This window comes from Vibrio inusitatus (genome assembly GCA_024346935.1).
Taxonomy (GTDB): Bacteria; Pseudomonadota; Gammaproteobacteria; order Enterobacterales; family Vibrionaceae; genus Vibrio; species Vibrio inusitatus.
Window position 1 is genome coordinate 221,748 of the sequence record AP024879.1, and the last position, 12,534, is coordinate 234,281.

General features: G+C 40.3%; 11 protein-coding genes and 1 pseudogene. 6 read left to right on the top strand and 6 right to left on the bottom strand.

All coding sequences use genetic code 11. The features are described from left to right. Positions 1–206: 206 nt before the first annotated feature. On the top strand, positions 207–1,250 hold the full coding sequence (locus OCU48_RS14225) for a GMP reductase (protein ID WP_141345723.1): 1,044 nt from the start codon (positions 207–209) through the stop codon (positions 1,248–1,250). 114 nt (positions 1,251–1,364) lie between these two features. On the opposite strand, the gene OCU48_RS14230 is transcribed toward OCU48_RS14225, so the two are convergent. Both OCU48_RS14230 and OCU48_RS14235 read right to left on the bottom strand, forming a co-directional pair. After that, positions 1,365–2,426 (bottom strand): phage integrase, encoded by a 1,062-nt coding sequence (locus tag OCU48_RS14230; protein WP_141345725.1) that lies wholly within the window; start codon positions 2,424–2,426, stop codon positions 1,365–1,367. A 112-nt stretch (positions 2,427–2,538) separates the two neighbouring features. After that, the gene (locus tag OCU48_RS14235; protein ID WP_141345727.1) at positions 2,539–2,772 is read right to left on the bottom strand and encodes a restriction endonuclease subunit S domain-containing protein; all 234 of its coding nucleotides are present in this window, start codon (positions 2,770–2,772) and stop codon (positions 2,539–2,541) included. Positions 2,773–4,401: 1,629 nt separating this feature from the next. On the opposite strand from OCU48_RS14235, the gene OCU48_RS14240 reads away from it, so the two are divergent. Together OCU48_RS14240 and OCU48_RS14245 are read left to right on the top strand one after the other, a co-directional pair. Next, positions 4,402–5,124, top strand: a complete 723-nt coding sequence (locus OCU48_RS14240) for a hypothetical protein (protein ID WP_141345729.1) — start codon at positions 4,402–4,404, stop codon at positions 5,122–5,124. Positions 5,125–5,222: 98 nt separating this feature from the next. Then, complete coding sequence (locus OCU48_RS14245; protein WP_141345731.1) at positions 5,223–5,930, top strand: hypothetical protein; 708 nt, start codon at positions 5,223–5,225, stop codon at positions 5,928–5,930. Positions 5,931–6,010: 80 nt separating this feature from the next. On the opposite strand, the pseudogene OCU48_RS14250 reads toward OCU48_RS14245, so the two are convergent. Together OCU48_RS14250 and OCU48_RS14255 are read right to left on the bottom strand one after the other, a co-directional pair. Continuing rightward, positions 6,011–6,737, bottom strand: a pseudogene (locus tag OCU48_RS14250) (IS5 family transposase); the annotation flags it as partial. A 117-nt stretch (positions 6,738–6,854) separates the two neighbouring features. Then, positions 6,855–7,661 carry a hypothetical protein gene (locus tag OCU48_RS14255; RefSeq protein ID WP_141345733.1) on the bottom strand — a complete coding sequence of 269 codons (807 nt, stop codon included), beginning with the start codon at positions 7,659–7,661 and terminating at the stop codon, positions 6,855–6,857. A gap of 568 nt (positions 7,662–8,229) precedes the next feature. Between OCU48_RS14255 and OCU48_RS14260 the strand changes: the two genes are divergently transcribed. Beyond that, complete coding sequence (locus tag OCU48_RS14260) at positions 8,230–9,027, top strand: hypothetical protein (protein ID WP_141345734.1); 798 nt, start codon at positions 8,230–8,232, stop codon at positions 9,025–9,027. 293 nt (positions 9,028–9,320) lie between these two features. Here the strand turns inward: OCU48_RS14260 and OCU48_RS14265 are convergent, their stop codons facing one another. Together OCU48_RS14265 and OCU48_RS14270 are read right to left on the bottom strand one after the other, a co-directional pair. Further along, a complete protein-coding gene (locus tag OCU48_RS14265) occupies positions 9,321–9,596 on the bottom strand; it encodes an I78 family peptidase inhibitor (protein WP_141345736.1) in 276 nt (91 codons plus the stop codon). Positions 9,597–10,105: 509 nt separating this feature from the next. Continuing rightward, the gene (locus tag OCU48_RS14270; protein WP_141345738.1) at positions 10,106–10,429 is read right to left on the bottom strand and encodes a glycoside hydrolase family 32 protein; all 324 of its coding nucleotides are present in this window, start codon (positions 10,427–10,429) and stop codon (positions 10,106–10,108) included. A 757-nt stretch (positions 10,430–11,186) separates the two neighbouring features. On the opposite strand from OCU48_RS14270, the gene OCU48_RS14275 reads away from it, so the two are divergent. After that, the gene (locus OCU48_RS14275; protein WP_141345740.1) at positions 11,187–11,483 is read left to right on the top strand and encodes a hypothetical protein; all 297 of its coding nucleotides are present in this window, start codon (positions 11,187–11,189) and stop codon (positions 11,481–11,483) included. Then, complete coding sequence (locus OCU48_RS14280) at positions 11,458–12,396, top strand: site-specific integrase (RefSeq protein WP_141345742.1); 939 nt, start codon at positions 11,458–11,460, stop codon at positions 12,394–12,396. Before OCU48_RS14275 ends, OCU48_RS14280 begins: the two co-directional genes overlap by 26 nt. The last annotated feature ends 138 nt before the right edge of the window (positions 12,397–12,534 follow it).

Below are 12,534 nucleotides of genomic sequence, written 5' to 3' on the forward strand. Positions count from 1 at the left end.
CGAGGATTTGCAAGTTTCAAGATAGTAGCACAAAAAAAAACTAAAAATCAGTCTTGCGACAAAATTATCTGGCTCTATAATGCTGAAAACCGGAGCGTCTGCCAACGCTCCGGTTTTTTTGTGTCCGAAGAATGGTCAACGCTTCTGCCAAAGCACGACCTGCATTGTAATTGGCACATCATCTATTGAATCAAGGAAATCCAACAATGCGTATCGAACAAGAACTTAAATTAGGCTTTAAAGATGTACTATTCCGCCCTAAGCGTTCTACTCTAAAAAGTCGCTCTCAAGTAAATTTAACCCGCGATTTTACATTCAAGCATAGTGGTCGTCAATGGTCTGGTGTTCCTGTTATTGCAGCAAACATGGACTCTGTTGCAACCTTCGAAATGGCTGCAGCTCTAGCTGAACACGATGTAATGACAGCTGTTCACAAACACTACACTGTTGAGCAGTGGGCTGAGTTCGTGCAAAACGCAGATGCTAAAACGCTAAATAACGTGTTTGTATCCACTGGTACTTCTGAAGCTGACTTCGAAAAAACTAAGCAGATTATGGCTCTTTCTGAAGATCTTATTTTCATCTGTGTTGATATCGCCAATGGTTATTCAGAGCACCTAGTTGAGTACGTTCAAAAAGTGCGTGCCCAGTTCCCTAACAAAGTTATCTCTGCTGGTAACGTTGTAACAGGTGATATGTGTGAAGAGCTAATTCTAGCGGGTGCAGATATCGTTAAAGTGGGTATCGGCCCTGGTTCTGTATGTACTACTCGCGTTAAAACAGGCGTAGGTTACCCACAACTATCTGCAATTATCGAGTGTGGTGATGCAGCGCACGGCTTAGGTGGCATGATCATCGGTGATGGTGGCTGTTCATGTGCTGGTGACGTATCTAAAGCATTTGGCGGCGGCGCTGACTTCGTTATGCTTGGCGGCATGCTAGCAGGTCACACTGAGTCTGGCGGCGAAGTTGTTGAGCAAGACGGCAAACAGTTTATGAAGTTCTACGGCATGTCTTCAGAATCAGCGATGGCGAAGCACTCTGGTGGTGTTGCAAAATACCGCGCAGCGGAAGGAAAAACCGTACTATTGCCATACCGTGGCACCGTTCATAACACCATCTCAGACATCCTAGGTGGCGTACGCTCAACCTGTACATACGTAGGCGCAGCAAAGCTTAAAGAGCTAACTAAGCGTACAACGTTCATCCGCGTACAAGAGCAAGAGAACAACGTGTTCGGTAAAGAGTAACTCCGAGATACTTCGGAAATAACGAATTAAAAAGAGCCGCTTTAGCGGCTCTTTTTTTGTCGAAAATCGATGAGTGTCGGCAAAGTGTCGGCAGTGAAGTGGAAGTGTCGACGATTAGAAGTTCGATAGAGGGTTAAAAGTAATGGCTTCTGTTAAATGATCAGGAGCAAAATGTGCGTAGCGCATGGTCATCGTTATGTCAGAATGACCAAGGATATCTCTGAGAACTAAAATGTTACCACCGTTCATCATAAAGTGACTTGCAAATGTATGTCTCAATACATGTGTTGCTTGTCCTTTCGGGAGACCAAGAGCTAGCTTGTTTAGAATGTAACGAAAAGAGTGATAACAATCTTCTTCAAACAAACGCGCTGATGTTCCTTCACTTATCAGTTGATAGACCTCTTCGGAGATAGGGATGGAGCGGTTTTTTTTACTTTTGTTTTTAATGAAACTAACCATGAAGGTTTTTTTTCCAGATTTTTTATCCACAGAGACTTTTAATTGAGAGCGCTCTAACTTTGCTGCTTCGTTCCATCGAGCACCGGTTGACAAGCATAGGACCACAATCTTATACATGTTTGTTAGCTTGTGTGCTTTTACATGTTCAAGTAACTCTGTTAATTGGTCGTTGGTGAGATAACCCATCTCGGTTTCGTGTTCTTTCAAGGGCTTAATCTTGCCTAAAGGGTTTGGTCCTTTCCATTCTTCAAGCTCAATCAATTTATTGAATATCCCTTTGAATCGACGCAGTTCAGAGTTCAGCGTAGAAACGCAAGGTGCACCTTTATTCCAACGCTCATCGGTAAAAATGATGTCGCCACGCAGACGCTGTCCGCGAAATTCACCAAATGTTTTAGCATTAAAGGTACTTGCAGTGGGGTTTCCCATGGCATGCGCCATCTTAATCATTTTGCTGTAAATCGGCCCCTCATTCGCGAGTGTCGAACCATACAAACTGTGCCATATTTGAACAATTTCAACGAGTTTACGGCGTTCACCTTTATCATCGAGCGAGGGTTTCTCATTGGCTTGCTTAAGTAAGTACTTTTCATGTTGAACAGCCTCACCTTTGGTTGCAAAATGTTTTCGTACTCGATTCTTATCTCGCCCATTAGGATATGCATCTAGAAGCCATGGCTTCTGCTTGTTATTTCCGACTTTTTTTATGGTCATAATTTATATCTATTAATGTTTGAAGGTAGGGATTTTGTATGTTGGCTAGAGCTTCTCTGATTGCTTTAAATACTGGTGTCATTTCAGAATGAGAACTCTAGCCACCAATGCCTTATAAGATGGCTGTTTGATTGCTACCCAGCTTTTCTAGTGCCTCTCTAGCGGCAAGTTCCCTCATTGCCACCATATTAACCAGAGGCTTCTCGCCTGGACGATCTTTAGTCTTGATGATAATCAGTCCACGACGCGCATAATCTTTGACAGTGTTTACGGGAATGCCTGTAAGCCTGCTGTATTCCTCAAAGGTTACAAATGGGACTGATGTAGTGATTAAATGGCTTAGCATCATAGATTCCTTTTTTGTTTATTCTTCATTTGTTACAGAGTACTCCAGAATACTTTTAGCGAAAGTCACCAAGCTTGTGAGCAAGTAGTCTTTAGTGACGGGATAATCAGCTACTATATGTGCCAATCACGTTTATTGATCTTGGTATATATAGTATTTACTGCTGATTCAGCACATCGTGTGTGCAGGGGGAATTGAATCATGATTGGGAACATGAATGATTTTTTGTGTCAAATCTTGAGAGTCGTTTCTCAAATATTCCTGTTTTAGCCGTTAGGAAAAGTGATTCTGGTTAGCTACAAGGCAAATACGGGTTGCTGGAAATGCATCAAGGTCGAGTGGCTATGGGGAGTATTGCGCAGATAGTTTATTGCCTTAGGGTAGGTTGAAATTTGGAACAAAGGGTTTTTCTAAGCGATGCAATTTTATAGTGTGATGTTTAATTTGTCTTAGTGCTTTTCTAATTGCTCTTATCATTAAACCGAAATAAAACATGACACTTTTTTCCTGCCACACCAAAACACCTACAACGAAGTAGGTGCAAGCTGAATTATTCAGTTTGAGTTGCGCGAAGTTAGCCTTCCCCGTCACTCTACACTCTATTTGGAATCAAGATGCTTTGGATAGAGATATGTGCGCCACCGCCGAATCAAGGTAACCCCTATGGTGGAAGTAAAGGTCAGTAGCTAAATGACGTAATACGTTGCCTCACTATATCTGCTAGGTGAGGATTAGCAGCCAATGAGAATAACTACTGATTGTGTGACTGGGGTAGGGGCGAAAGCTTTACACACAGCGCAGGGCAGACCGAAATGCTAGTAGGAAAAAAGCAACGGATTGTGACCAAGTTCGTGCCTAAGTCATAAGAGAAGTACTTATGATTGGGTAGGGGAAGGCGCAGCCGAAATACAAAAATACATACCTATATTGCAAATTAAACCAGGCTGAGACTAATGTTTTAGTCAGTCAAATATCGTAGTGGACTCTGAATTGCCTAGAAAGGATGTTGCGCCGGTTAGAATCAGTAGCTCTGGGATATAAGCGCCTTAGTTTATTGCTCTAAAACGTTTATGCCCCATTATGTTTTACGCTGACTTTCCTGAGTCATATCGGGCTTGTCGTCTGACATACTTCTCTTTGTGGCACAAACTCTAGCTATGAGGCCAAATCTGTTAATCCACTACAGCTGATAATTCATGGTAGTACTGCTTGTTTCTTTGGCGAGAAGAGCATACCACTTTCGGCAGTTGGCTTCCTCTTCTACACCTCTCCATGAATGTCGCAGTTATTATCTGAAATCGGGAATCTTTAGTGTAGTATTTCTAGTTGCTTGTTTTGCAGGGAATATTAGACGTGAGAAGATAGTGATAATGCCCGTATTTAGATCAGGTTGTAATCTCCGAAATTAACTAAATTAAATTAGCAATAATGCCGGACAATAAGCGCACGCACATTGGAATATTGCATATTCCAAATCTATGATAGTAATATGCAATAATTGTACAGAGTGACTGCAATTATAGGTAAAGTTAATTGTGCATACCTAAAGGCGTATGAGTCTAATAATAATGTATCATTAAAAAACCAATAATATTATTGGTTTAATTTTCTTTATAGGTATAACAATCGGTGTTTAAAAGAATAGCAAAAGAAAAAACAAAGATAGTAATTGTTTCTTTATTAATAAATATAAGCTCATCATATGCTAAAGAAAATAATTTTTATCATTTATCAGATTCTGTACCAGAAAATCATAAAATATCCAAGGTTATTCTTGGTGATTTAACTAATGATGGGCGTGACGAGCACATCCTATTAATTAAAGGGACTTTAAAAGAAAAACTAATAAAAAATGGTTCTGGCAAAGTTGTAGATAGAAATAGGCGAGGGATGATAGTCCTTACAGATGAATTAGGGAGTTACTCTGTTCTAACTAGCAATCTAGATTGTTTTGAATCTGAAAATGAAGACGGCGGATTTTATTTCCCTCCAGAAATGGAAATTAACATTAAGGGTGGTAATCTTTATGTTAAATACTTTCACGGTAGATATGGTTCTTGGGAGTACAACTTTCGTTATAATAAAAATGATTTAGAATTAATTGGTTTTGAAAATACTGAGTATAGAAATGCGATATTATCGCTAAATCAAAGTGTTAATTTTATAACAAAAAAAATGCAAACATTACGTTTGGATGAAAGTCAGTTTGATATTTTCGATTATAATGAAAAGCCAACAGATGATATGTACTTAGAGAAATGGGAAAAGCTATCTGCTGACAATATGATTAGGTTTAGTGAGATTTCATCATTAACTAGCAGAGTTGATGTTTTAAATGCAATCAACAAGTAAAACTTACACCTATAAAACAATAAATAAAAATTAGTATGTAAGTTAATTTCTAGATAGTTAATCAGGTAATACCGTGAAAAGAATAAGAGAGCATAATTGTGATTAAAATTATTAAGAATAATCTATATAAATCGAAAGCCGCTGTGATTATCCAGAAACAGTTTGAAGCGCAGATTAACCTTGGTTGTGACACTGGATTGTATGGTGTAGAACCTTCGAATGCAGCAACGAAAATTGTACAAGAAGCATGGAATAGCAACGAGTTAATGCTATCAGGAGCTTTTGGAACAAGGCCGCATCAGTTAATGATTGCAATGTTTGCTCTTTCTTTTTTCGTAGCAAAACGCTATGAGCGGGACGGCGATGCGGTAAATAGTGATCGTTTATTACTCACGTGTACCAATTTCATTGGGGTAATTTCTGATGAGATCTTATTTAATGGGCGTTTGTATGGCTTTGGTGTTACAGATGATGTAGTGCGAGAAAGAGCGATCGCACTAATTACCCCTTTCGTCAAAGCAACTAATTCAAGACCATTGGCTAATGAAATTTCAGAAGCTACTCCGTTACCACATAGCACTATAGATTGGGATATGTGGTATTTTATGTATGTTGAAGCAGCCATAAAAGGATCGGATGAGGCTGGAGGAAGAGGGCTTTCTATAAATTCTGACGGGTTGTGTCTAATTGACCTTATGGATCATGAGCCTTTGAAAAATGCTTGGACCAATAAAATAGATGCAGTCGAACTTGGTTATCAATTCGGCATTACCTTTAATATAAGCCAGTTCTCTGAGAATCTTTGAATAGATAATCTCTGCTTCTGTAAAATGGCTTGGTTGATCAAATCAGTCTGAAAACAGATCTATCTCCTAAGGCATCTTTTCTAGTTTCTAGCGGGCATACTTAGTCCTATGACTTTTTTCATGGTTTTGACATTGGCAAGCGCTTCTCCAACTTGAACATTGTAATTTCTCAAACTTAGCTGATCACTAGTAAGCTCTTTATATCGAGACATTGCTGTCTCAGATGAAGAGCGGTCGTGATAACTTGAATCGATTTTCCATTGCGCTAAAGTGTCATTCTGTAGTGCATCAGGGTTACGTTTCGTAGATGTCTATCTACACATACCCCAGAATTTTTGTGAGACTGCTTTAATGGTTTGATGCCTTTTCGTTTTAACACTTTATGGCACTCTTTTGTATTGTAAGCGCCATCACCTGATACTGCATCTACCTGCCTTCGAAGAAGGTTAGGTAGCGTTGGTAGCACTTCGCTATCACCTACATTGGCAAGACTAACTTCAGCGCTGATGACTTCATGAGTATCAACATCGACGGAAAGATGTAGTTTGCGCCACGTCCTACGCTTTTCATTCTCATCCTTTCTGGTTTTCCACTCGCTCTCACCAAAAACTTTAAGTCTTGTAGAATCGATAGCGATGTGACGTACTGGTGGACCACGCGATTTGTTACGATACTTAGCTTGTACCGTCTTAGAACGATTGCTGAGACACGTATAACCGGGTGAAGTTAGTGGTGCATCCATGAGATTGAAAATAGAGTCAATAAACCTTGAAGAGCACGAAGTGGGAGGGGAAATATTCCTTTTATTTACTAAGTATATTGTTCACATCCATCACTAGTTAAATTACCAAGAATAATTCTAAATATCTTATGATTTTCTCATCTTTATTTTATGCATGTATATTTAACCTGAGGTGATTAATTTTACTCAACTCTTTGACGTAATATTCTGGTGTTAGATTTATATACCTCTAGATACATGTCGTTAACTTTACCTAATACTGTAACGTAAAATATATATTTGTAATCTTCATTTATGAAAACATATTTATGATTGCCACCGCTTCCTTCATATATCTTTTTCCCTTCTTTCAAGACTAAACTCGGCTCTTCAAGTGTGCTCTTATTATTTTCCCAAGCAGCATATCTCATGGAGTTATCTGCTTGCCTATCAATCCTGATATAATAATCTTTAGTTGAAGAATTAATTATGTTTCTATCAAACTCTTTCACACTAGAGTGTAACCAAAGAATACTTGCATTCTTCTGTTGCTCAATAAGTACCTTAGTTGCGGGGGATTTATAGTTAATTGCGCTGATTTGACCATCATAATTAAGCCATATATTTCCACTATGCATACTTATTCCTCTCCAACCAACGGCTGACCAGTCAGAATTTGAATTAGACTCTATGATGTCTTTTAAAAATGTGTCATCGAAAATCTCAAAAAATCTTTCCTGGAACTCATTTTTATCTCCAATCGATTTTAATGGGTGCGGTCTGTTAAGAGGATAGTGAACTTGTTTGGAAATCGATTCTATATTTCCTGTTCTAAAATCAGATATTATTTCATCTATTCTATTTGTATCTTTTTCATAGCTAAGACTAAAAGGAGAAAACAACAAAAAAAACATAGATAACAGGATAAAACACGGCGAATTCATAGTGATTAACTCTAACCCCATAAGTGATAGATTGACTTGAGCCACTGTGTAGTGGTATGTATTCACTATTGTTTCATATTGCTTTTACAATATTTGGAATATTAGATATTCTTATGTCGGTGATGAATTTCATTGAATTATCGATTGGTTTGGACCTTGTTAAGGATATTGTAGTAGTTGACTGAATTTGGCCGCTACATTAGAAAATATTGAATATTTAAATATTCTGTCAAATGCTAATTTAGCAACACATATAACACAGAATTGCTTCGTTATGTTTTACACTGGCTTTTCTACCTCATATCAGTCTATGCGTCTACCATACTTTTTTTATGGCAAAACTTTAGCTATGTAGCCAAATCTGTTAATCCAATACAGTTCACTCAAGAACCCAGTTAAACAGGAAGTCAGGCGTTTATTGAGCAAAATACTTGGCTCAAGTTGCTTTGTTACCTTCTTGGTTATGCAATAAGGCCTGATAAATATTCAAGTTATCACAACTTAAACTTGCTTAGTTGTCTTTTAAAGAAAGCTACTTGATATGAGGTTTGAAATTTTGATGACGCAAATTGGTAATATCAGATATGCATGGTAATGATAGCATGCGCTCAAAAGTAAATTACTGAGTAGCAAAATGAAAAAATTAATTCTAATTATGGTTGCGGCTGGTTTGAGTGGCTGTGGAGGCTCAGATAGTGGAGATAATGGCCCTACAACCCCTCCTCCAGAAACGTTACCGCCGGGTTCTGGTCTACCTATTTTACCTCCTATTCCACCAGAACTTTGTGATGAATGTGAAGCCATTCAACCTCCATTACCAGACTTACCATTAGTTTTGCCTCCGGGTAATGGCACCGAACCGCTACCACCTGTTGAGCCAGGGCCCTGCCCAGAATGTGGCGAACCTGTTGATCCAGGAGTACCCGAATTTCCAGTTGAGCCCCCAATTGAGTTTTCTCAAGAAGGTCAGGTATGCGAGAAGGATGCGATAGCGTTTAACTATCAAGGTAATATGGGGCTTTACTCTATTGATAGGGAAACAATTTTTAATGACTGCTATAGAAGAGATGAGGGACGTATTTACCACTCTGTCTTATATGATGCGAACCAAGATTTAGTTCTTTCTGCTTACACAACTTACTATGCTCAGATTTTAGGCGGGATAAGTTCGACCTATTACCATGTTACTTATTACAACGTAGAGGGCGCTGTAACAGCTCTTGTAGAGCACGGAATTAGGCACTCATTATATGATGAAGAAAGAACTCGACTTCATATTAAAGTAGATGCAACGACCTGGGATAGTTACAAGATTGTAGAGGGTGAATGGGAGTTTCTTCAGACAGATGATGGGCCTCGAGGTAATGTAGCTAGACAGGATAGAGCCAAACAAGGGATGGAAGATATGAAATCTCAATTCTCCCCATATTAACAGTCTATATTTTGTGAGAGATATCGTTTGGTTATGCGACTTTCCTCATAGATATTTGTATAGTGGCCAATTAAGTTTGGCCACCTTTACTTATACTGAGTACAGAACTGCAATATGAGAAGTAGTTCGAAAAGTCTGAGTGTTCTTTGGTTCGTAACTCGGCTTTGTCCAACTCCGAGCTAGCTGATGTGACTAGCTCGGATCTGCCCCGTAATAAGCTAGAGCAAGATGAAACTTGATATCAATTGTCGCAATTTGACTTGCCTTACTATCTAGTGAAAATTTCCTCTATCCTAACCTTTCCAAATTTTGACGATTTTCCCTTCTGAGTCGACTTCAATGTTTACGCGATCGGGGTTGTGATCCATTGTAAGCATTGATCCGCTAGTGTAAGTGCGCAGTGGATGCCCCATCAATGAACCAATTTCCTGTTGCTCGATGTTATCGCTCATCTCTTGTTTGGCATTCATATCTTTGCCGTCCATGTTGTTGGTCGTAGACATTGACTCACAGGCAGTCAAAGTCAATAGCGCAGTTGCAGTGATCATTGCAAGATGCAGCGTTTTCATAGTGTCTCTCCTATTAATGGGAATACGTTTTTATGTTTACGATCTAGAGTTTGGGTTAAATATTGAAAAAATTCACGACTTTTACAAGGTTTTTTAACGCTAGAACAATACTCTAGCGAACGAATGAGACGCAACATTGCCAGTCACTCATCCAAGTAGGATAGTATTCCCACTTTGAGTTCACGAGTATGTTGTTGTAAGGAAGTTATGCGAGCTTTACGGAGATTAGACCGCTCTGATTCCTTGTTAACTGGCGTGTGTTTTCTCAACTTCCCCCTACATGTTTGAGTTCAAAGCCCGGATCGCGACTGCGCTGTTTTGTCGGGTACAGGCTAAAGTGGCCAATATTGGTTTGCCGTTCATCTTCAAACACATTGTTGTCCAATTATGTGTTTCATAGCTTCAGTGCTCACTGAAGCTAAATTTAAAGAGCCCTTCCAATCGTCATTGCATGCTCACGTATATGGACTATGAAGCACTCACTCAATAGTGTGAGTGCTTCATGTTCTTTATTTAGGCTGCTTGCGTGATTCCACTGCGTCTAACTTCCATAGCCCAAATACTCGATAGCTCATGTCTATATGAGAAATCTCTATAGCTATGACAACAAGTCTCCATTTTTCATTGAATCCATTGTTCTTTAGCCACAGAGCATTGTTGACTTCGTCTAACTTAATTAGAGGTTTATTCATGTCGTTGGCACAGTTTGTTAGCAAGGCACACAGGTTTTGTGGCTGCTTACCGTTAGGTGTTGATGCTGACAGTAGCATCACAGGATGCCCTTCAATCTGACTCAGGTCAGATAGGAGGATGAGAATGGTTGTTGTGTTCATAATGACTTCCTCTGTTCAAACTATTGAATGGGTTTCGCTGCAGCTGTACTTAACCTATCAAACCCTTTTCCCAGCGAAATAGCCTAAAAGGGACTTTCCTCTATTTTTTTTCGTTCGATATTTCCCTCGCTCAAACACTTAAATCTTGTTACCCCACAGCCATTAAATGCTTTCTCGAGTTAAACCACTTAAAAAACATCACTCCGTTTTGAATGCCGATTCTATGGCATATCACAAGCAACCTCGTTGAAGAACGGGCGGATTAAAAGAGGGAACTCCCTCATGCGCAGACATGCACTTAAGGTGACGACATCACTCAAAGACAGCCCTGACTCACGTCAGACTCGCTGTATCACTTTTTTGGAAATGTCTTCCAAAACTAACTGGGCCCTACAGGTAACCAGGGACTGTGTCATGAGCAGACAATCATGAACTTCAAAGCCCAGACTGACGTCAGGAACCCGCTTTGACCTGAACTCAACAGGCCACATGAGGTGTGTAATGAGCACGGAATCATCGCTTCTCGCTGTAGTGGAATACCTCGGCATAGGGGAAGCAGAACACCTGATAAGCAACAGAACAGAACTGTATAAATTGGCGTATTTGTCGCATACAAATGGAATAAACCACCTGAAGGTTAATTGTGCTTATCCAGCACGTTGGCGTTAACGCTACTTTCATGAGAAGTCGGAGAGTAGTGAGTCATCAATTGCACGTGTGGGTGTGAAGGCTTACAACGACAAAAGAGGTAGAAGTGATGGCGAAGAAATTAACGCTGGATGAGCTTTACAAAGTACGAAGACGAGGAAAATTAGAGTTTGGAGACGCGAAGGAAGAGCTTATCGAAGTACGTAAAGCCAAAACCATTCGTCATAAGACGTTAGTGCATATATCAAAACTGGACAAGTATGCGTTTCAGTTGAGGTCACTGATTAAAGTGGGCGCAAGCGTTACTGAACTTCATTTTTGGTTACAGGCGCAGGGTGTTGAATGTGCACGCTCTACCGTCTATCGATGGAGAAAGAAACATGAAAAAAAAGACGAAGAACAATAAGGGCTACCAAGCCAAAAAGAATCGCACGCCCGAGGAAAAACAAAAGCAGCAGGCCATCAATGTGGTCTATCAGCTGAAAAATCGCGGAGATGTAAAATCGGATGGGACCGCACGCAACTATACTGGAGCGCTTAAGTTGTTCGCCGAGTATGTCAATGAGAAGGGAGTGGCATTGAAACATGCCACTAAACAAGATGCCATCGAATACCTAACTGACCGCTCAGTGCTGGTGGGTAATAGCGCTTTGAATACGTTTCGCGAAGTGGCGAATAAGATGCTGGTGATGAGCAAAGCCATGCCTAAAGATGAAACGCTGCCCACAGACATCAAATCAGAAAAGATAGAGCTGCTTTCTTCACGAGCGTACTCACCAGAGCAAGTAGAGTTACTTCAGTCTCATCAGGGAGATAAGAACGCCTTGTCGACATCTCTAGCACTCAGTTGCGGACTGAGGGCACATGAACTGTATACCTTAAGACGGCGTGATGAGCTAGAGCCAGACGATAGACCCATATCTGCGGTTAAGTTTTCAGGTTTAGACCTTCAAAACAACCACAAGATGTATGTTGTGAAGGGTAAAGGTGGGTTAAAGCGGGAGGTGGCTATACCGAATGAGTTGGCGGCTTCACTAGAAGCAAGACGCCTTGATAAGCCTCGACGTTTGAAAGACCGTACGGTTGTGTACAAGTCTTATTATGATGTGGGCGGTGGTCAAAGTTGGAGCCAGTCGTTTTCACGCGCATCCAATGTAGGACTTGGCTGGAGTCATGGCGCGCACGGCTTACGTCATAGCTATGCTCAAAGACGTATGGAAGAACTGAAATGGCATCACGACTACAATGACGCACTAGAAGCGGTATCTCAAGAGTTGGGACACTTCAGACGGTCCATTACACTGGTGTATCTACGATAGACACAACGAAAATCGTCCTTAGATGATTTTCGTTTTTTTGCATTATGTTGTTGCGGGCTGTTTGTGCGCGATAGCGTGAGAGGGCCGGTGTGCTCTAGGCGCTCGCTGTGTCAGATACCCTGACACAGCGAGCGAAGC

Bases quoted from the DNA above. Each gene is read 5' to 3' on its own strand.
- OCU48_RS14225 (WP_141345723.1), top strand. From the start codon at position 207: ATGCGTATCGAACAAGAACTTAAATTAGGCTTTAAAGATGTACTATTC.
- OCU48_RS14230 (WP_141345725.1), bottom strand. From the start codon at position 2,426: ATGACCATAAAAAAAGTCGGAAATAACAAGCAGAAGCCATGGCTTCTA.
- OCU48_RS14235 (WP_141345727.1), bottom strand. From the start codon at position 2,772: ATGCTAAGCCATTTAATCACTACATCAGTCCCATTTGTAACCTTTGAG.
- OCU48_RS14260 (WP_141345734.1), top strand. From the start codon at position 8,230: ATGAAAAAATTAATTCTAATTATGGTTGCGGCTGGTTTGAGTGGCTGT.
- OCU48_RS14265 (WP_141345736.1), bottom strand. From the start codon at position 9,596: ATGAAAACGCTGCATCTTGCAATGATCACTGCAACTGCGCTATTGACT.
- OCU48_RS14270 (WP_141345738.1), bottom strand. From the start codon at position 10,429: ATGAACACAACAACCATTCTCATCCTCCTATCTGACCTGAGTCAGATT.
- OCU48_RS14275 (WP_141345740.1), top strand. From the start codon at position 11,187: ATGGCGAAGAAATTAACGCTGGATGAGCTTTACAAAGTACGAAGACGA.
- OCU48_RS14280 (WP_141345742.1), top strand. From the start codon at position 11,458: ATGAAAAAAAAGACGAAGAACAATAAGGGCTACCAAGCCAAAAAGAAT.